The organism is Coleofasciculus sp. H7-2 (genome assembly GCF_042747725.1).
Classification (GTDB): domain Bacteria; phylum Cyanobacteriota; class Cyanobacteriia; order Cyanobacteriales; family FACHB-T130; genus FACHB-T130.
Genome location: NZ_JBHZGO010000105.1, coordinates 268476 through 288166 on the forward strand (window position 1 = coordinate 268476; position 19691 = coordinate 288166).

Consider the following 19691-nt stretch of genomic DNA (forward strand, 5'->3'; position numbering starts at 1 on the left):
TTGCAAGAATTGAATTAAGTGATGAAAAATTATAAAACTTTAACTCACTTAAGTCTGAGATCAGCGATACTAACGGCTGGGACGAGAGTCTTACGTTATTGTTTCTAGTTTATTAAAAACATTCCCATGAGAATTTATCAGGTTCGTCTGCGTCAACTCCATCGCGCCCTTGCCCCGATTATGCTGCTGCCACTCCTATTGACGCTCTTCACCGGCTCGATTTATCAAATTGTCGATCTCGAAGGCAAGGGTGAGGACTTCGACTGGCTGCTAGATTGGCATAAAGGTCATTTTGGTTCTCTGAATCTAGAGATAATCTATCCGTTCCTGAATGCGCTGGGTTTATTAACCTTGGTAATTACTGGAATCTGGATGTGGTTTCAGATGCGGCGTAACGCTAGGAAACGTTCTGAGGAAATTTGACCTGTGCGGTTCGGAAAAATTTTAGGTGTTTTTGTCGCGGGTGCCCCTCAGTTAGCTCCTCCCCAGGTGGAGGCAAATACAGGACTGACGTTTGAGCTGCAAACGTTTAAAAGCGCTGCAATAGGCGAAGTGCCTACTTATTGCTTGATTTTGCCTTTTGCAGAATAACTTTAATATTTTGTTTAGCCACAGCGATTACTTTCAGAACCCTGACACTTAAAAATTAAGAATTGAGAAATTTAATTTTTAATTTTTTGGGCGCATCGTCTCTCGACCTAGCATCATCATTCCAGCAACGCCCAAGCAGACAAACCAAATATACTCATACCAATATTCGCGCACCTGCTGGACTGGGCTAAGTTCTGGATGCAAGAGATACAGATAAAGCAGCAACAAAACCAGAAAAAGCGCCCCAAATCCCGAAAAAGTCAAACCAATCAGAATACGAGCTGGTTTCAATTCCTCATCGCTGATTTCATCTAAGTCAATCTCAGCCAGTTGGTTGAGAGATTCATCAGCCACCTCTGAAGCATCTTGCAAACTGGTTGCCACTAGAGGCGGCAAAACCGGCGTCAGAGTTGCTAAAGTTTTGCGTCGCAGCAACCCTTCGGTATCTCGCAGCAACTCCAAAGGCGTTAGCGTCGCAGCTTTGAAGGCGCTTCGTGGTGGTTCAGCAAATTCAGTTGCTTCGGGCATTGAGGTTGCAGTAACTTCTGGTTCAAAATCCATAGCTTATTTCAATCCCTAATCGGAATTATAAACTTATCCCCACGCCTAACCATTCTTTTAACCTAAAAGTCTTTGCCATGTCACATCAAATTTCTCAGATTTTCAGGACTTACGCAACTTGCGCGACATCTGAGGGCAACCACAGGGGGATTGAACCCGAAAAAACGCTATATATATAAGCTTTGCGTAAGTCCTGATTTTGTAGAAACTGTCTTGAGGGCTTGGCAGCTCAAGACAGTTTCTAGGAAACAATCACGGTGGTGAATTTTCTACAACTTAGATAAACACCGATGCCAGGACTAAAGTAGCCCACCCTACCCACTAAAAGCCCAATTTTTCCAACACCGGATGAGTCGAGACAATGTGTCTATCCAAACCGAGCTGTTTCGGGCTAATCCCCAGCGCCAGAGAAATTAACTGGGGTAAATGCAGCACTGGCAAACCCAACTTATGCCCGATTGTTTTTTCAACCTCCGGTTGACGGGAGTCGAGATTCAGGTGGCACAAGGGACAAGGTGTCACCATACAATCGGCACCAGCATTGAGGGCTTCTTGAATATGCGACCCAGCCATCTTGAAAGATTGCGTGGTGGCATAGCTGGAAAGGGGCCATCCGCAACACTGGGTGCGTCCTCGGTAGTAAACTGGCGTCGCCCCTACTGCCCGAAACACATTCTCCATAGATTCCGGTTGATGCGGGTCGTCATAGGGGATATGAGTTTGGGCGCGTAGCAAATAGCAGCCATAGAATGCCGCACATTTCAACCCAGCAAGCTTGCGGCTAACTCGATTTTGCAACTCATCTAATCCGTAATCGGCTACCAATGCCCAAAGCAGATGTTTGACTTCTGTACTGCCTTGATAGGGAGAACAGCCTTCTTTCTTCAATAAGCCATTCACCTGCTCAATATAAGCTGGGTTTGATTGTTGGGAGTCCTTCAAACGCTCATCCACATGACCAATGACGCCCTGGCAGGTACTGCAATGGGTTAGCAGCGGCAGATTCAGTTCTTCTGCCAGAGCAATATTGCGGGCATTTACCGTATCTTCTAGCAGTTGAGAATCTTCTTTGTAGGTACCAGAACCACAACAAGCAGCTTTTTTTAGCTCAATCAGTTCGATGCCCAGAGCTTGGGTGAGGGCTGCTGTAGACTGGTAAAGCTCCCGGCAAGCCCCTTGAGCAACGCAGCCGGGAAAGTAAGCATATTTAAGAGTCGGGGATGCCATATTTTGACGAAAGACTACAGGCACTTGAGAAGGACTGATAACTTCAGGACTGAGGACTGAGGAAAGAGATGTCAGGAATCAGGAGGAGCAAAAAAATTACTTTTTTCATTCAGTCCGCGCTGTCACGCCTCTAAGCTAACAGTCCTCAGCACTCCCTTTACCCCTATCATCGCTTGTCCATACCGTACCGGGGACAACTGGTCACATTCGTTTAAGTTTCAATATGACAGTGCCACTTGGAGAAGCGACTATCTACCGCTTTTGTTGTCCCCTCTTTCAGATAAGATGAAGAGATGCTTAGAACCGTATAACCCTAAGAACAAGCTTGAGGGAATGGGTAGAGGATCAATATGAGCCAAGAGGAAATTTTTGTAAGAGTCAAGAAGATTGTGGCGGAACAACTGGAGGTTGAACCCGACGAAGTCACGCCGCAAGCTAGCTTTGCTAACGATTTGGGAGCGGATTCCCTCGATACGGTTGAACTCGTGATGGCGTTGGAAGAAGAGTTTGATATCGAAATTCCAGACGAGGCAGCTGAGCAAATTGGCACCGTTCAAGCCGTTGTGGACTATATCACTGGCAAAGTGGCGGCTTCGGCATAAATAATCGTGCTGAATGCTGTAGGGGCGGGTAAAGAAGAATTTTCTTCGGGCGCGTTAATTAAAACTAATTAAAACTCGGTGCAAAACTCGCCCACAAGGAAGTCCTAAGTTGAAAATAAAAATAGATACTTAGTTCTGGGTCTTCTTTCCTCGGTCTTATTACTGTTTTGCGTTTTGGGTGCAAAACCCATCTATTACTGGCATAATGACAAATTTTGAACGGAAGCGCGTTGTTGTCACAGGTCTCGGCGCGATTACACCGATAGGCAACACTTTGGCAGATTATTGGTCAGGGTTGTTGAGCGGCACAAATGGCATTGGCCCGATTACATTGTTCGATCCTTCCCGGCATGATTGTCGCATGGCTGGTGAAGTCAAGGGATTTGACCCCCACAAATACCTGGAACGTAAGGAAGCAAAGCGGATGGATCGTTTTGCCCAGTTTGCGGTAGCCGCGAGCAAGCAGGCGATCGCAGACGCTCAATTTGTGATTAATGAGCTGAACGCAGAACAAGTAGGCGTCATCATTGGCAGCGGAGTGGGCGGTCTCAAAGTGTTGGAAGACCAGCAAGAAATCTACTTGAGTCGTGGTCCCGACCGCTGTAGCCCGTTTATGATTCCCATGATGATCGCTAACATGGCAGCGGGTTTAACGGCAATTCACACGGGTGCCAAAGGGCCAAACTCTTGCCCAGTGACAGCCTGTGCATCTGGCTCTAATGCGGTGGGAGATGCCTTTCGCCTGATTCAAGGGGGATATGCCCAAGCGATGATTTGTGGCGGTAGCGAAGCCGCCGTGACACCTTTATCGTTGGCTGGATTTTCGTCAGCACGGGCACTTTCGACGCGCAATGACGACCCGGCTCATGCTTGTCGTCCTTTCGATCGCGATCGCGATGGCTTTGTCATGGGCGAAGGCTGTGGCATTTTAGTTTTGGAAGAACTGGAATACGCCTTGAGCCGTGGCGCTCGGATTTATGCGGAAATTGTCGGCTACGGTATGACGTGCGATGCCTACCACATGACAGCGCCAGTTCCAGGTGGTGAAGGAGCTAGCAGAGCCATGCAGCTAGCTTTAAAAGATGCAGGATTGGCTCCCGATCGAGTTAGCTACATCAATGCTCACGGAACCAGCACACCAGCCAACGATGTGACTGAGACAGCAGCGATCAAAAAAGCTTTAGGTGAGAGTGCCTACAAAGTGGCGATTAGCTCCACCAAATCGATGACGGGGCACCTACTGGGCGGTTCTGGAGGGATTGAAGCAGTTGCTACGGTGATGGCGATCGCCCAAAACCAGATTCCTCCCACCATCAACCTGGAAAACCCCGATCCGGGATGCGACCTAGATTATGTACCCAACAAAAGTCGCTCTCAAACAGTCGAGGTGGCGCTGTCGAACTCTTTCGGGTTTGGCGGTCACAATGTGACACTCGCATTTAAAAAGTACAGATAGGGGCGATAAAAATATCAGCGGGTCGGGTGAAGGAGAAAATATTTAAGCCTTCACCCTCTATAATTTATCCTGTTTCTCACAAAGTACGGGATCTCCCATTCCGAATCGAAATGGGGTAAGCAAGAGAGCCACCTGTTTCGATACCAATGGGCGATCCCTTAATACTGCCCACGACTTGCCCATCCATCCGGCTAATGGGATGATCGGTTAATGGGTGCTTAGGGCGATCCAGAGCATTCAACTTCCCGCTCACCCAATAAGCGTGCTAAACCGTCGTTAAGTAGAAGAGATTATGGCCGTTGCAACCCAATCACTCGAAGAGCTTTGTATTAACTCCGTCCGCTTTCTGGCGATTGACGCCGTAGAGAAGGCAAAATCAGGCCATCCAGGGCTACCAATGGGCGCTGCTCCAATGGCATTTGTGCTTTGGGATCGCTTTATGCGGTATAACCCGAAAAATCCCAAATGGTTCAACCGCGATCGCTTCGTGCTATCTGCCGGTCACGGCTCAATGTTACAGTACGCCTTACTGTATTTAACTGGTTACGAAGATTTGACGATTGAAGACCTCAAGCAGTTCCGGCAGTGGGAATCGAAAACTCCCGGTCATCCGGAAAACTTCATGACTCAAGGGGTAGAAGTCACCACAGGTCCTCTCGGTCAAGGAATTTCTAATGCTGTGGGCTTAGCAATGGCTGAAGCTCACCTAGCAGCTAAATTTAACAAGCCCGATCACACGATCGTAGACCACTACACTTACGTGATTTTGGGTGATGGTTGCAACCAAGAAGGCGTCTCTAGCGAAGCTTGTTCCCTAGCCGGACACTTGGGATTGGGCAAGCTGATTGCCCTCTACGATGACAACAAAATCACCATCGACGGTCACACCGATTTATCGTTCACCGAAGATGTCGGCAAGCGCTATGAAGCCTACGGCTGGCACGTCCAAACCGTAGAAGACGGCAACACCGACCTAGAGGCAATTCACAAAGCAATTGAAGCCGCTAAAGCTGTTACTGATAAGCCTTCCTTAATTAAAGTTGCCACTACGATTGGTTACGGTTCCCCCAATAAAGCCAACACCCACGGTGTCCACGGTGCTGCCTTGGGTGGCGATGAAGTGAAAGCGACTCGCGAGCATCTGGGTTGGGAATACGAGCCTTTTGACGTTCCAGAAGATGCCCTCAACCATTGGCGCAAGGCAATCGAGCGCGGCGCTAAGTATGAGGAAGAGTGGAACAAAAACTGGGAAAATTACAAAGCCAAATATGGCGAAGAAGCTGCTGAATTAGAACGGCTGATTAGCAACAAACTGCCAGAAGGTTGGGACAAAGTTCTCCCCACCTATACCCCAGAAGACAAAGCAGATGCTACCCGCAATCACTCTGGCAAATGCTTGAATTCTCTAGCTGGAGTTTTACCCGAACTCCTTGGCGGTTCAGCTGACTTGGCTGGTTCTTGCATGACCTTAATCAAGAGTTCTGGCGATTTCCTCAAAGGTCACTACGAAAATCGCAACCTGCGCTTTGGTGTCCGCGAACACGGCATGGGGGCGATTTGTAACGGCATTGCCCTGCACGGCACAGGTTTGATTCCCTATGGGGCAACCTTCTTAGTCTTTGCTGACTATATGCGGGCAGCGATTCGCCTCTCAGCCCTCTCCCATGCGGGTGTGATCTGGGTAATGACCCACGACTCGATCCAGTTGGGTGAAGATGGCCCCACCCACCAACCTGTGGAAACGATTGCCTCCCTGCGGGCAATTCCCCAGCTAACGGTGATGCGTCCTGCGGATGGGAACGAAACCTCTGGTTGTTATAAAGTAGCGATCGCGGCTGCTAATCAGCATCGTCCGACTCTGCTGGCGCTGTCTCGTCTAGCACAACCCAACTTGGCTGGCACTTCGATGGAAGGCACCGCCAAGGGTGCTTACATTCTTTCCGACAGCGAAGGTACGCCTGACATCATCTTGATTGGCAACGGGAGTGAACTGCAACTTTGCGCCAAGGCAGCAGACCAGTTGCGCGGCGAAGGCAAGAAAGTCCGTGTCGTTTCGCTGCCCAGCTGGGAGTTGTTCGACGAGCAGGATGAAGCTTATCGGGAATCTGTATTACCCAAGTCTGTAACTAAGCGCTTAGCTGTGGAAGCGGCTTCTAGCTTTGGCTGGTGCCGTTACCTCGGAAACGAAGGCAAAATGATTAGCATCGATCGCTTTGGCTCCTCCGCTCCGGGTCCAGTTGCTCTAGAGAAGTTCGGCTTCAACGTAGATAACGTGGTAGCGAAGGCGAAGGCTCTGTTGGGTTAAGACTCAAGTAATAATCTCTTGTAGGGTGGACTGAAAAGTCCCCCCTTTTTTATTAACATCTGAGCAATGCAAGCACCTCACCCCCAACCCCAACCCTCCCCGCTCTTCGGAAGGAAAGCTGGAGCCGCCGGTTCTAGCGGGGTGGGGTTCCTCTTAATTGTGGGGAATCAACCGGATTTGATATGGCTTTTCTCGCTTTTGTTGATTCCCGTCTTCTACTTCAGGGAAGGAAGTTTTTAGTTTGATTGTGTGTGCCGGTTGAGGAATTGTCTACTGTCAGAGGCGGTAGTGTTTCGACTTCAAAGCGCGATCGCTAGTTCTTCTCCAAGCCACAAGTGCTGATACAGCAAGGAGTAGCTAACCACATCGGCTAAAAAACAACAAGCAAACAACATTAGGGTAGAAAGTCGGCTAAGAGAGTGACACAGCAACGATTGTGGGCTACGCGAAAGTTTTTTATTTTAAGTAAGTACCGCAACGAGAACACGCTATTCGCTCAATCTGAGTGATTTAGGCGTAAATCGAGCAAATCTTGCAAATAAAGTGTCAAAGTCATGCAAAAAGATATTAACTACCCAATGATGGCGATTATTAACGATTTAGATGCTCTGATGACCGAAATAGATGAAAATCCGCACCTCTCTTCATGGGTAGTTCGTCTGGTACTCAAATCGATTAAAGAAAAAGCCAAGAGAATAGCTACCGAGACAGCACCTCAATCAATTTATTTAAATCAGCCTCCTCATCTCGACGCTTTTGCCAACTCATCCACGCTCAACACCTCACAAATCAAAGTATTACGGCAGCTACGGTAGACTGTAAAGGGCGTGCGATCGCCCAAACGCGACTCAGCGCGATCGCATCTGTCATTCACCCGTCTTTTCTAGCTGCAAAGGCACGTAACACGCGGAAGATATTAGAAAAATCATCTGTCCACAGAGGCGCTGATTTTGTTTCCGGGATGGGTTGCCAGCGCGAATCACTGACGAGATTGCCCAAATCTTTTTGATTACGAGCAAATAGCACCCAATGAGAAGGAGATTTCCCAATTTCCCGCTCAGATTCAGAAATATTCGCTTCCCTCTGCCTCAGCGTAGACAATCCTAAATCCTGAGCTAAAGCACCCAAAACCGGCTCAAGATTCAGGAATCGATTAGAAATGTTAATGACAATTAACCCTTCTTTAGTTAACTTACTCAAGTAAAGCTGAATGGCTTCCCGCGTTATTAGATGAATGGGGACTGAATCCGAGCTAAAAGCATCCATAAAAATCAAGTCATAGCGATTATCTGGAACTTCAGCAAATCGCCAACGAGCATCCCCTAAAACTACGGATAATGGCGCTTTTGAATCCTGTAAAAAGGTGAAATAACGAGTGTCACGAGCCAACCTTTCAATAGTTGGATCTATTTCATAAAAAGTCCATTGTTGCCCCAGTTCTGAGTATGCAGCCAGCGTCCCAATTCCCAACCCTAGCACGGCAACATTCGTGGGAGGTTTAGTTTGATTTAAAGAGTTAAATAATTGCCCAATCGGGCCAGTAGGATGAAAATAAGTTAAAGGTTCGTCGTGCCGTTTTGGATCGAGACTTTGTTTCCCATGCAAGATGGTGCCATGCAGAAGACTATGATAGCTGCCGCGCCTGTCATCTAAAACGCGGTAAACGCCAAAAAAGCTGCGCTCGGTATCGAGGATACCACCGAGAGTTCCTATCGAAAACTGACTAATTAAAACAATCAAAGCTAAGCCTAACCCAAAGCGAATCGGGTGCAGTTTGAAGGAGTAGAAAATGGCAGTCAGGATGCTAAAGCCGATAAAGTTACCTATCAGGTTATTAGTAAAGTTTTTGCTAGTAAAACCAACAAGCAAAGTGCCGATTAAAAGACCTAAACTGATGGGGAAAGTTAAACGTCGCTGTAGCCTGGATAGGGGGTCATCTGCATCCTTGGGAGTTTGCATCAGTAGGAGACAAAGTACCATAATCAGAGGGTATTCTAGGACAGATTGAAATAAAAGCGGAGCCGCGATCGCATTAAATAATCCACCGAGGACACCCCCGACAGAAATCCACAGATAAAAATTAGTTAGATACTGCGTACTGGGACGACTTCGAGCCAATTCTCCATGAAAAACACAAGCAGCTACAAAAAATCCTGCCAAATGTAAAGGGAATAACACCCATATTGGCTGCATCACCTGAATCAAAAATAAAATTATTAGTACAGTCAACCATAAAGGTAAAATTGCCACTAAAGTTTTATGGGGCAAAAGTGGTTTACGGGCAAAAGTTAAAATAAATGTTAATAGATAAATCGCTAAGGGAATTGCCCACAAAAGCGGAATTGCTGCAATGTCTGTCGTTAGATAAGCGGTAACTCCTAGAAGTAAACTAGAGGGTAAAAAGGACAGTAATACCCATTGCGCTTGCTGTTGAATCGTGGGAGATTCTTCTGTAGGCGCGGATTTATTGACTAAATTGGTGTCCCCAGCAACATTTTGAATAAACCCAGCGTTACCCGCCTGTAAACTTTTGAAATTTTCAGGCGATCGCCACACGCATACTGCACATCCTAGAGTTAGCAAAACCAATAACCCGTAACCGCTTGTCCATAACCAACTTTGGTGTGTCAGAGAAAAATTCGGTTCAATTAAGATGGGGTAGCTGAGAACTCCTAACATACTGCCCAGGTTACTTGCGGTATATAGGAAATAAGGATCGGAACTGGCTGGGTGTCCTGTGTCAGCAAACCACTTTTGTACTAAAGGCGCACTGGTAGCAACAACAAAAAAGGGAAATCCCACACATAAAAGCAGCAAAACTAACAGCCACGGAATAGGATTGGCATCATGAGGAGGAATCCAATTCTTAGCGGCAGTAATCGGTAAAAATGCTATTGGCAATAGCAGAAAAATACTGTGAATAACGGCTTGGCGACGAATCCTAAACCAACTCGTTGTGATGTGGGAATATCCATAACCAAGTAATAAAATCGCTTGAAAAAAGAATAGACAAGTGTTCCAGACTGATGGAGAGCCACCTAATAAAGGCAGAATCATCTTAGCAACCATCAATTGCACCCAAAAAAGCAGGAAGGCACTAACAAAAAGGGTGGAAGAGAAAAGAATAATCAAAAGCGATACTCCTTTGGTAAATAGCTGAAACTCAATTAATTATATTTCCAATACTCGACGATTAAACTCAGTCTATGCAACTAACCGATAAGAACGAATATCTGGTTCATCTGCTAGTAATCCGTTCAATTTTGACTCGGCTTTCGTGTGCTGATGCCAAATTCGCTTCCAGTTGTGGCTGATTTTTGCACTTTTCATTCAACAAAGGGAAAATCAGTCGGCTCGTTGTGATGTCTGCACCAGCTCATAACTGATGCAGACATCTTCTTGGCGCGTCGGTTCAACTAGCACCCTAAGAACCGATTTCACTTCTGCCACTTTGTCGAGAAGTGCAACAACACCCACTACGCGAACAGTTGTTTTAAGCATCAGCTTTTTCTGGCTTTTCCACGTCAAAATTTACTTTCTTAATCGGTTCGCTTTTTGAAGAAGCGATCGCGCTCATCCCTCACTCCGTGTATCCCTCAAGCCTTCTAGGAAGCCCCGTTGAGCGTGCGATCGCATATTCTCCTCGCCCAACTCCATCAAGCACACCAATTCATCCCCTTTGTAATATTCCGGATTCCGTTCTAAAAAGTAGCGTACATCCGGTTTATGCTGAAATCCTTCTTTAATCTCTGCCCAGCTTCCTCGCAAATGTCCCAGCGACGCGGGAAAGCGAATTAACCCACTTGCAGGATCGTAGTAATCTCCAAATTTTGTCTTAGCCAGGTAATCCATCAACGCCTGATAATTTGCTGGCGTTGGATATCGCCAAGTCGGATAAAAACGTTGGGCAAATACCGACAAGTAGCGATACGTCCGGTATCCCTTAACAATTAGAAACCAATACAAAGGTTGCTCCATTGCTTCGCCTTTAATTTTCCCAGCCAGACGACACCACGCCAAAGGCAGAGTTTGTTCTCCCCAATATTGATGATGGATAATCGTATCGCCGGAGAAAATAGCGCGTTGCAGCTTTCCCTCAAATTCAAACGAAAGAACCGCCACTGTGGAAAAACCCTGAAGTTTTTCCTCTTCATTCCACAGCAAAATTATATAATCTTTGTTACTTAAATCCTGTTGAAAAATTTCCCAACTGGTGCCATCGTAATACTGGGCATATAAGTCGTACATCAACCGGATTAGGTACTCTTGGATTTTGGGTTTAGGGACAACTTCAGCTTTTAAACGATTCATAGAATCAGAAATGAGCCAATAGAAACTGCTGGATGGTCAGTCCATCATAACAGTCCAATTTCTGAGTGGGGTCTAAAAAAGGCTTGCTACTTCCAATCACCCATGTAAACGCTTCCTGCATCTGTCAGAAGACGAGTCAGCTAAATTCAGTCAAGTAACTTTTAATCAAAAACATCCAATCCGGGATTTTAAAGTTAGCAATGACTGTCTGCTAAAGCCTAGTTTCAGTTTTTACTGTAATTGATTATCATCGCGGGTAGAGAGGGAATGACGCAACAAATACCAAAATACAGCTAAATTTACCAAAAAAACTGCTAGCTTTAGTAGCGACATTCTTCGGATAAGCTCAAAAATTTCTGGTGGGATACTAATTCCTACTAGTACCAGAACTAATATTTTTGCCCAAGCTTTTTGATACCACAGACCGATTCCCTCAATCGCAGTTACAATGGCGTAGAGTCCAACAGCCATACTGGTAAACTGCAAAGTTTTAGGGTTGAGATTCAAAATTTCCTTCAAAGTCCATTTAATAATCTGTAATTTACCTTCTAAGGCATAAGATTCTGAAAAATCAACCAAAAGTTGATGTTTTTTAACTGTTAATCCTAAAGCGATCGCCATCACCACAAGCAGTAAAGCACTGAAGGTTTTGTAAATCACGATTGCCACTAAAGCCGGTGGGCGCTTAGTAATATTTTTCACATGAATTATCCCTGATTTTGGTGAATGAGTCAGTCGCTTCTGGGACACCCGAACAATTAAGCACTCGCTTACGTTTGATCGTATGTGGGCAAGTGGGGGAAAAGCTGCTGCTTTGAGAGGTACTCCTAAAAGTAGATATCCCTCTCCAGCGCCAAGAATTTTCATTAGAGTGCAACATCAACGTCACAAGCACGTCACATGGGATGTCTAGATTGAGAGATGTAGAGATGTTAAACGAAGCATCTATACGGGCAAATCTTCACAGCGTTTTCACGCGGACGCACCTGGTGAACAAGCGAATAACCGAGCTATCTTCACCAGAGCCAAGCGTACAGAATTTTAACTTCCTTGTCTCAGATGTCAACAATGAAAAGCAAACAGCAAGATAGCGATTATAATTCCAGGCAACCCAACCAGAAAGGATTTGACGCTTCGGCACCCAAACCCTGGCAAAAGGCAGCCACCTATCTATCGCTGGTGCTGCTGGGAGCTGGTGTCACCTTTTCAGGCAGCTATCTGGGGTCAAATACCCTGCTGTCCTCCAAGGATTCTACTTCTAAAGTGTCTCCAACCCCAGGAGTTGCGGTTGCTCAGGCACAACTACCGCTTACCACAGACACTAACTTTGTTACAGAAGTTGTGGAAAAGGTGGGACCCGCAGTGGTGCGAATTAATTCTTCCCGCACGGTGACACAACAACTCCCTGACGCCTTCAATGACCCGTTCTTCCGCCGGTTCTTTGGAGCTGAATTGCCGACTGGCCCGCAAGAGCGAGTGGAACGGGGTACGGGATCGGGCTTTATTATCAATACGGATGGTCAAATTCTCACCAATGCCCATGTAGTCGCTGGTGCCGACACTGTAAACGTCATTCTCAAGGATGGGCGCAGCTTTAAGGGTAAGGTGATGGGTACAGACCCGGTAACAGATGTCGCCATCGTTAAGATTCAGGCGAATAATCTTCCGACAGTTCGTTTGGGCGATTCAGATGCGCTGAGACCTGGAGAATGGGCGATCGCTATCGGCAACCCTCTCGGTCTAGATAATACCGTCACAACAGGGATTATCAGTGCCACCGGACGCTCTAGCTCTCAAGTCGGCGTTCCCGATAAGCGGGTAAACTTTATCCAAACGGATGCCGCGATTAATCCGGGTAACTCAGGCGGGCCACTGCTGAACGCCAAGGGTGAAGTGATTGGTATGAATACAGCGATTATCCGGGGTGCCCAAGGATTAGGCTTTGCAATTCCCATCAATACCGCTCAACGCATTGGCAATCAGCTGGCGACGACTGGCAACGTGCAACATCCTTATCTGGGCATCCAGATGGTAAAACTCACTCCTGAAGTCAAACAGCAAATCAATGAAGATTCCAACAGTCGCGTGAATATAGATGCAGATCGAGGCGTCCTTGTCGTCAGAGTTATGCAAAACTCCCCAGCTGCCAATGCAGGGTTACGCACGGGAGATGTTATCCAAAAAATCAACGGTCAATCGGTCACAGACACAGACACAGTACAACAGCAAGTAGAAAGGAGCCAGGTGGGCAGTAGTTTACAGATGGAGGTGCTTCGGAATGGGCAAACGATTAACCTACCTGTAACCACTGCCGCTCTCCCGGTTCAGCGCGAGTAATCTGTTAACAGCGTTCTAAAACAGTGAGTAAGACAAGGTTTTTGAGGATGGGTATTTTGCCCATCCTTTTTGTATTATCAGAGTGGCAGGACTTACGCAACATCACCACATCTGAAAGACGCAATCCCACAGGGGGATTGCCCGTACAAAACGCTATATGTATAAGCTTTGCATAAGTCCTGGTACTACCTGATAGCACGGCAACTGAGGAGTCGGTGAAGCAGGAAATGAACGATCAAAAAGCGGTAGATGAGTCAAACTAGAGAGGCTGGGTGCTTTCAGGATGAGAGATGGTGACAATTGTTGTGGTTTTCAATGTGCTGCTCTCGCTGATGCTGCTGTATGTTGCCTGGAAAATCCAAAAACTGCGATCGCGTCTGGCAAAAATCACAAAGATTGTACTCGCAGCCGAACGGAATACTTATGCCGTGCTACGAGGTGCCCCCAAGACTCTTTCTAAAGGTCAGCTAGGGGTTAATCGGCTCACAGAGCGATATCAGCAACTCGATCCTCAACTACAACGGGTGCAAAAAATTTTGGCATTATTCGGTTTGGGACAAAAGCTCTGGCTGCAAAATAAGCCAAAGTCGATAGCAATGACGCAGCGCTTCTGGCGCAGGAGTTGAAACTCGCTCATACCGCTGCTGTTAAGATAAGATTTTCTTTTTCCAAAGGTACTCGTATCGCTGCCTGTACCGACGACGGATTATGGAAAACTGCCTAAAATTGGAATTAAGACATAGAGACTAGAAAATGTCAAACAACCGTGCTGGATCGTTTATTGGTGGTCTGCTGCTGGGAAGCGCTCTCGGAACCATCACCGGATTATTGATGGCCCCTCGTACAGGTCGAGAGACGCGGCGGCTGTTAAAAAAATCTGCCGATGCCCTACCAGAATTAGCGGAAGACCTATCGACCAGCGTACAACTGCAAGCCGACCGCCTCTCAGAATCAGCACTGCGAAACTGGGATGAAACGCTTTTGAGATTAAAACAGGCGATCGCTGCTGGAATTGAAGCATCTGCACGCGAACAACAAGCACTCAAACAAGTCACCGATGAAGAAGTCCCGGCTGATGCACGCCCGCTTGTAACCACAGAGGATAGGCGATCGCAAGAGTGACTGAACCCTTATTTTGGTTAGGACTATCGATTCTGCTGGTAGCGGTTAGCTTAGCCGCCGTCTTAGTATCGCTGCTACCAGCGGTGCAAGAATTAGCGCGGGCGGCTCGCAGTGTGGAAAAATTAGCGGATACGTTGAACCGAGAATTGCCCCCCACGCTGGAAGCAATTCGCCTGACGGGTTTGGAAATTAGTGACTTGACAGATGATGTCAATGAAGGCGTCAAAAGCGCCAGTCAAGTCGTTAAACAAGTCGATCAAAGCATTAGCGGTGCTAAAAAGCAGGCTCAAAACGTGCAAGTTGGCACTCGCAGCGTCTTTGCAGGTGTCAAGGCTGCTTGGAAAACCTTCAAGCGTCCCACAGGGGGGCGCAGGTCAATCGATCGTTTGCCCCCAGAGCCAAGAAATGGTTTTGAGCCTCGTGGATACAGTGAAACTTCTTATCAAGACACTGACAGTGCCTCCACTTCTCATAAAAATTATGAGGAGTGGGAGTCGTTAGGCTCAGAAGATTATTAATATAGATGCCGTTGAAAATACCAGCTATGAGAAAAAATCAGGGAAACTCAGAACCGATCGATTCTGCCACTGACTTGCTGCTAGAGGATCGTTCATCAAACCGCAGACGAAACAACCAATACAACGGTGTTTTTGCCCTGATTTTGATCAACCTAGTTATCTTTATTGCTGACCATATTCTCGGTCTTAATCTTAGAGGTTTATATCTCAATCATGCCAACCCAGCCTTATATCAATTCTTCACGGCGATGTTTTGTCACGCTAGCTGGGCGCACTTGTCGGGAAATCTGTTTTTTCTTTATGTCTTTGGTCGCTTAGTTGAGGAAGAGGAAGGAATCTTCGGGGTTGTCGCTTCTTACTTAGTCTGCGGACTGGGCGCTAGTCTAATGAGTTGGCTTTTCCAGCATGGGTCAATCTATTCTTTGGGGGCTTCCGGAGCCGTCTTTGGCTTATTTGCTGTCAGCGTGTTGATTAAGTTGAGCTGGAATTGGCGCAAAGTCGTGGAAGTGGTGATTCTGGGTCAGTTTGTGATTGAGCGAGTGTTCTTTGAATTTCAACAAACCGGGATTCAAGACGGGGTAGACCATTTTGCTCACCTGGGAGGCGCTGTTGTAGGGGTAGCGCTGATTATGGGTTTGATGCGACTTGACCCAACCCGTTTTCGGAGAACGTAGCCGTGCTGTAGACATCCCACAAGAGTCAGGGGTGATTTGATGCAACATCAAAGCTGACATTGAATCACCCCTCTTTATACTCTTCCCTCAGTCCTCAATCCTGACTCCTCACTCCTCAGCACTCACTCCTCAGGACTTACGCAACTTGCGCGACATCTGAGGGCAACCACAGGGGGATTGCCCCTACAAAACGCTATAGGTATAAGCTTTGCGTAAGTCCTGTCCTGACTCCTCTTCCCTCACTCCTGACTCCTGACTCCTCAGCCCTCAGTCCTCTTCCCTCACTCCTGACTCCTGACTCCTGACTCCTGACTCCTGACTCCTGACTCCTCTTTTCTGACTCCTCAGTCCTCAGTCCTCAGCACTCAGTCCTGACTCCTGACTCCTGACTCCTCTTTTCTGACTCCTCAGTCCTCAGTCCTCAGCACTCAGTCCTGACTCCTGACTCCTGACTCCTCAATGGGTGCCCCTAGACACTCGTTGTATTAAAATATGGTAAACAAGTGTAAAGAAATATTAGTTTACCTAACCCACTCACTTTTAAACAAACCGAACTGCCAATGAAGCATCTTCCTAAACAACGAATTGTGGCATCCCTAGTCGCATTTTTCCTGGCTTTGTCGATTTGGGCGATCGCTCCCGTTGCTCATGCCTATAACAATCCCGACTTACTGCCGGAGACTCATACCCCAATCATTGACTTAGCCAAAGCCTTGACAAATATTCAGGAAGAGGCACTGGTCAAAAATATAGAGAGTTTTGAAGCAGAAACGGGCTGGAAGCTGCGGGTATTAACTCAATACGACCGTACCCCCGGTCTTGCCTTGAAAGATTACTGGAGCTTGGATAATAAAAGCGTGTTGCTGGTTGCTGACCAACGCGGCGGCAATATTCTCAACTTTAATGTAGGCGATGACGTTTATAAACTCATGTCGCGTACCTTCTGGATTGAGTTGCAAACGCGCTTCGGCAATCTGTACTTCGTGCGCGAAAACGGCGAAGACCAAGCCATCATTCAATCATTAGAATCTATTAAAACCTGTCTGCGTCAGGGCGGTTGCCGCGTTGTACCCGGACTGCCCAGAGAACAGTGGATTCTCACCCTGATTACCTCCATTGTGGGCGGAATTATCTGCGGCTTTGCCGCTGTACCCCGCAAAAAGGGACAACTTTTTGCATGGCAGTGGGCTTTAATATTCTCTCCTTTGTGGGGAATTTTATTCATTGCCTTTGGCATCGGTCCCGTTGTCACTCGCACCTCGGAGTGGTTGCCCCTGTTTCGCAACTTCGCGGGTTTTTTCATCGGTGCTTTAGTCGCTTACCTGTCACCGATGATCGTTCAATCTTCTGCTCCGGAAACTTGAAAAAATCCGTCAGCGGCTAGAGCATTTCCAGGCTTTGCCTGAGAATGAGGGCAAGAGGCAAGAGGCATCCCCTCGCACCTCTAGCCCGGAAAAAGCTAATATAGCAATCCTATTTGATTTGTCAGATATTTTTTTAACGAACTGCAAACATCCCTGCATAAAGGAAGAAGAAAATTTCATAAAATCTTTCTCTCTTCCTTTGTGTCTTTGTGGTTTAATAACACTCTTTTGGTTTTCACAAATCATTTCGGACTGCTAGCTGGTAAGCTGATAGCTAAAAGCTGAAAGCGAATCGCTATGGAATGGCACGTAACGGATGCCCAAAGTTTGGCAATCATTGACCGAGAAATTGGCGACCACATCTTCTCACCAGCGGAATTTGAGATTGTGCGTCGGGTCATTTACGCAACCGCTGACTTTGAATATCGGTCTTTAATTCGCTTTTCTGAGAGGGCACTCCAAGCTGGCGCAGCCGCTTTGGCAGCTCGTAGCACCATTGTGGTAGATGTACCAATGGTGCAAGTCGGCATTAGCCCCACGATCCAAAATACTTTTGCTAATCCAGTGTATTGCAGTATGGAAGCCCTGACGCGGCCCCAAAAAGACAAAAGCCGCGCTGCCTGGGGAATTGAAACCCTCGCCAGACGCTATCCAGAGGGAATCTTTGTGGTAGGTCAGGCTCAGACGGCTCTCATTGCCCTGGTTGAGCTAATTGAGGCAGAAGAAATTCGACCGGCATTGGTGATTGGCACGCCTTCGGGATTTGTGGATGTGGATGTCGCCAAGGCACGGCTGAAAGATTCGCTAGTTTCTCACATCCGAATTGATGGACGCAAGGGCAGTGCGGTGGTGGCAGCGGCGATTGTCAATGGTTTAGTTGACTTGGCATGGCAAGCTTATGGGCAGGATACGAATGGTGTCGGCTAAGGGCAGGGAGCCAGGGAGTTAGCCATTAGCCATTAGCCGCTTCTCAATTCAAGGGCGACGCGATCGCCTACGCTTAGGAGTACGATTTTCAGGATAAGGAGCATCATCAGTGTCCTGTAACTGACGACTGACATCCTCAAAAAAGTCCCGCCGCAGATAAGGATAATCACTCACCCAGAGGTTCTGACTGGGAATATAAATGTCTGTCACCTTGGCAATCCGACCCAGGTCTTTTTGATTAGACAGCACTACCATCTCAGCAACTTGACCGGGTTTAACTGCTTTATGAATGCGGCGCAGCGGTACTTGCATCTGTGTCGTAAATCCGGTTTCATCCCCAACTTCGATGTTCAACCGACGCTCTCTGTTTTCAACAATCACCAGCTGCCCGCGATTGTTGACGGTTTGCTCTTCGCCAATCAACTCTTCAGAAACAAAGATATCCACTACTTCACCCCGCCAAAATCCACTGTAGGCGTAGCGGCGATAGGAAGCATTCCGCAGACTTGCCCAATAGACGGGTGCCCACAACCAGTAAAGACCCGTAATGATTCCCAGGAAGAAGGTGATCCCGCTCAAATCCTCACCCAGCAAAAACTTGCCGACGAGTAAAACCACCACCACAGCTACTACAGAAATTAGCAATCGCTTTAAAAAGTCTGGGAACTTGCCCCAGCAGTAAGCATACTGGGGGCCAGTGGCAATCTGGGGAATCAAGTCTTCAAATTTCTGGCGCGTTAATGGGACTAGCATATTGTTCAAAAGCGAATTGCTAATTGAAGGATTGAAGGATGGCTAATTGTTTAAGAGCAGTCCTTCGATTAGGGATTAGCTACTTATAGTATCTTTTCTAACCCATAGACTAGAGATTTGAGCTGGAGAACTTTGCGGATGGCGAGAAGAACACCAGGCATATAGCAAGACCTATCTGAAGTATCGTGGCGCAGGGTATAAATTTGACCCGGTGCCCCAAAAATCACTTCTTGGTGAGCGATGAGACCGGGTAAGCGAACGCTGTGGATGCGAATCCCCTCATCGGCTTGGCTGCCTCTGGCACCGGGTAGTTTTTCGGTTTCTTTTACCATCGGTGGATTGTAGGTTTTACCCAGTTCGGCTAACATCTGGGCAGTCTGAAGGGCAGTACCGCTAGGGGCATCGGCTTTTTGGTTGTGGTGTAACTCGATAATTTCAACGTGGTCAAAGTATTGGGACGCCTGGACAGCTGCCTGCTGTAGTAATACCATGCCAATGGAAAAGTTGGGGATAATCAGGGCACCCGTGCTGGCTTTGTCGGCAAATTCAGCAAGCTCTTGGATTTGCTGTGGGCTAAGTCCGGTTGTGCCAACGACAGGTCGGATGCCGTAAGCGATCGCACTCCGCACGTTGTCATAAACTGAGTCGGGATGAGTAAAATCTACCATGACGCCCAGCTGTCTTTCCTGGGTCGCTAGCACCAGCATCCCTTGTAAGTCACTCACAATGGGCACTTCCAGGGGTTCGCAACCCGCTACTTCTCCAACGTCTTTACCCTGGTGTTCCAAAGTGCGATCCACTGCCCCCAGCAAAGTCATATCATTTGCTTGAGCAACGGCTTTGACGACTTCGCGACCCATTTTGCCAGCCGCACCGTTGACGACAACGGGAATCGGATACTGTTGATTTGCCATGATTTAAGAATACCCTTCTCGACAAGCGC

The 19691-nt window shown here is 47.3% G+C and carries 23 protein-coding genes; 14 read left to right on the forward strand and 9 right to left on the reverse strand.

The annotated features are described in order from the left end of the window. The first annotated feature begins 126 nt into the window (after positions 1-126). Together ACFW2W_RS23260 and ACFW2W_RS23265 are read left to right on the forward strand one after the other, a co-directional pair. On the forward strand, positions 127-423 hold the full coding sequence (locus ACFW2W_RS23260; protein ID WP_378183923.1) for a PepSY domain-containing protein: 297 nt from the start codon (positions 127-129) through the stop codon (positions 421-423). 3 nt (positions 424-426) lie between these two features. Beyond that, positions 427-591: a hypothetical protein gene (locus ACFW2W_RS23265; protein ID WP_378183925.1), complete on the forward strand. Its 165-nt coding sequence runs from the start codon at positions 427-429 to the stop codon at positions 589-591. 78 nt (positions 592-669) lie between these two features. Here ACFW2W_RS23265 and ACFW2W_RS23270 read toward each other — a convergent pair whose 3' ends face one another. Then, positions 670-1152: a hypothetical protein gene (locus ACFW2W_RS23270; RefSeq protein WP_378183927.1), complete on the reverse strand. Its 483-nt coding sequence runs from the start codon at positions 1150-1152 to the stop codon at positions 670-672. Positions 1153-1473: 321 nt separating this feature from the next. Next, entirely contained in the window at positions 1474-2379 is a 906-nt protein-coding gene (locus ACFW2W_RS23275; protein ID WP_378184051.1) for a CoB--CoM heterodisulfide reductase iron-sulfur subunit B family protein, read from the reverse strand. Between the two features lie 350 nt (positions 2380-2729). Between ACFW2W_RS23275 and acpP the strand changes: the two genes are divergently transcribed. Beyond that, complete coding sequence (gene acpP, locus ACFW2W_RS23280) at positions 2730-2981, forward strand: acyl carrier protein (protein ID WP_378183929.1); 252 nt, start codon at positions 2730-2732, stop codon at positions 2979-2981. Positions 2982-3186: 205 nt separating this feature from the next. Next, positions 3187-4437 (forward strand): beta-ketoacyl-ACP synthase II, encoded by a 1251-nt coding sequence (gene fabF, locus ACFW2W_RS23285; RefSeq protein WP_378183931.1) that lies wholly within the window; start codon positions 3187-3189, stop codon positions 4435-4437. Positions 4438-4513: 76 nt separating this feature from the next. Here the strand turns inward: fabF and ACFW2W_RS23290 are convergent, their stop codons facing one another. Continuing rightward, positions 4514-4690, reverse strand: a complete 177-nt coding sequence (locus ACFW2W_RS23290) for a hypothetical protein (RefSeq protein WP_378183933.1) — start codon at positions 4688-4690, stop codon at positions 4514-4516. 39 nt (positions 4691-4729) lie between these two features. Here ACFW2W_RS23290 and tkt point away from each other — a divergent pair, with 39 nt between their 5' ends. The 3 genes from tkt to ACFW2W_RS23305 all read left to right on the forward strand — a co-directional run bounded on the left by tkt (position 4730) and on the right by ACFW2W_RS23305 (position 7557). After that, a complete protein-coding gene (gene tkt, locus ACFW2W_RS23295) occupies positions 4730-6742 on the forward strand; it encodes a transketolase (protein ID WP_378183935.1) in 2013 nt (670 codons plus the stop codon). Positions 6743-6808: 66 nt separating this feature from the next. Next, the gene (locus ACFW2W_RS23300) at positions 6809-6982 is read left to right on the forward strand and encodes a hypothetical protein (protein WP_378183937.1); all 174 of its coding nucleotides are present in this window, start codon (positions 6809-6811) and stop codon (positions 6980-6982) included. A gap of 314 nt (positions 6983-7296) precedes the next feature. Next, entirely contained in the window at positions 7297-7557 is a 261-nt protein-coding gene (locus tag ACFW2W_RS23305; RefSeq protein ID WP_378183939.1) for a hypothetical protein, read from the forward strand. A gap of 55 nt (positions 7558-7612) precedes the next feature. Here the strand turns inward: ACFW2W_RS23305 and ACFW2W_RS23310 are convergent, their stop codons facing one another. The 4 genes from ACFW2W_RS23310 to ACFW2W_RS23325 all read right to left on the reverse strand — a co-directional run bounded on the left by ACFW2W_RS23310 (position 7613) and on the right by ACFW2W_RS23325 (position 11746). Next, on the reverse strand, positions 7613-9874 hold the full coding sequence (locus ACFW2W_RS23310) for a spermidine synthase (protein WP_378183941.1): 2262 nt from the start codon (positions 9872-9874) through the stop codon (positions 7613-7615). Positions 9875-10087: 213 nt separating this feature from the next. Beyond that, positions 10088-10243: a hypothetical protein gene (locus tag ACFW2W_RS23315; RefSeq protein WP_378183943.1), complete on the reverse strand. Its 156-nt coding sequence runs from the start codon at positions 10241-10243 to the stop codon at positions 10088-10090. Positions 10244-10315: 72 nt separating this feature from the next. Then, positions 10316-11053, reverse strand: a complete 738-nt coding sequence (locus ACFW2W_RS23320) for a hypothetical protein (RefSeq protein WP_378183945.1) — start codon at positions 11051-11053, stop codon at positions 10316-10318. Between the two features lie 231 nt (positions 11054-11284). Further along, positions 11285-11746: a DUF2127 domain-containing protein gene (locus ACFW2W_RS23325; RefSeq protein WP_378184053.1), complete on the reverse strand. Its 462-nt coding sequence runs from the start codon at positions 11744-11746 to the stop codon at positions 11285-11287. Positions 11747-12121: 375 nt separating this feature from the next. Here ACFW2W_RS23325 and ACFW2W_RS23330 point away from each other — a divergent pair, with 375 nt between their 5' ends. From ACFW2W_RS23330 to ACFW2W_RS23360, 7 genes are all read left to right on the forward strand, one after another. After that, complete coding sequence (locus tag ACFW2W_RS23330) at positions 12122-13390, forward strand: HhoA/HhoB/HtrA family serine endopeptidase (RefSeq protein WP_378183947.1); 1269 nt, start codon at positions 12122-12124, stop codon at positions 13388-13390. 290 nt (positions 13391-13680) lie between these two features. After that, positions 13681-14016 (forward strand): hypothetical protein, encoded by a 336-nt coding sequence (locus ACFW2W_RS23335; protein ID WP_378183949.1) that lies wholly within the window; start codon positions 13681-13683, stop codon positions 14014-14016. Positions 14017-14143: 127 nt separating this feature from the next. Beyond that, positions 14144-14512 carry a YtxH domain-containing protein gene (locus ACFW2W_RS23340; RefSeq protein ID WP_378183951.1) on the forward strand — a complete coding sequence of 123 codons (369 nt, stop codon included), beginning with the start codon at positions 14144-14146 and terminating at the stop codon, positions 14510-14512. Next, positions 14509-15030: a DUF948 domain-containing protein gene (locus tag ACFW2W_RS23345; RefSeq protein WP_378183953.1), complete on the forward strand. Its 522-nt coding sequence runs from the start codon at positions 14509-14511 to the stop codon at positions 15028-15030. The genes ACFW2W_RS23340 and ACFW2W_RS23345 overlap by 4 nt, the downstream gene beginning before the upstream one ends. Before the next feature lie 26 nt (positions 15031-15056). After that, positions 15057-15704, forward strand: a complete 648-nt coding sequence (locus tag ACFW2W_RS23350; protein WP_378183955.1) for a rhomboid family intramembrane serine protease — start codon at positions 15057-15059, stop codon at positions 15702-15704. A gap of 560 nt (positions 15705-16264) precedes the next feature. Then, positions 16265-17068 carry a TPM domain-containing protein gene (locus ACFW2W_RS23355; RefSeq protein ID WP_378183957.1) on the forward strand — a complete coding sequence of 268 codons (804 nt, stop codon included), beginning with the start codon at positions 16265-16267 and terminating at the stop codon, positions 17066-17068. Between the two features lie 297 nt (positions 17069-17365). Continuing rightward, on the forward strand, positions 17366-17995 hold the full coding sequence (locus ACFW2W_RS23360; RefSeq protein ID WP_378183959.1) for a precorrin-8X methylmutase: 630 nt from the start codon (positions 17366-17368) through the stop codon (positions 17993-17995). A 48-nt stretch (positions 17996-18043) separates the two neighbouring features. On the opposite strand, the gene ACFW2W_RS23365 is transcribed toward ACFW2W_RS23360, so the two are convergent. Next, positions 18044-18748, reverse strand: coding sequence for a phosphate ABC transporter permease (locus tag ACFW2W_RS23365; protein ID WP_378183961.1), 705 nt, complete (start codon positions 18746-18748; stop codon positions 18044-18046). An 83-nt stretch (positions 18749-18831) separates the two neighbouring features. After that, on the reverse strand, positions 18832-19662 hold the full coding sequence (dapB, locus tag ACFW2W_RS23370) for a 4-hydroxy-tetrahydrodipicolinate reductase (protein ID WP_378183963.1): 831 nt from the start codon (positions 19660-19662) through the stop codon (positions 18832-18834). Positions 19663-19691 lie beyond the last annotated feature (29 nt).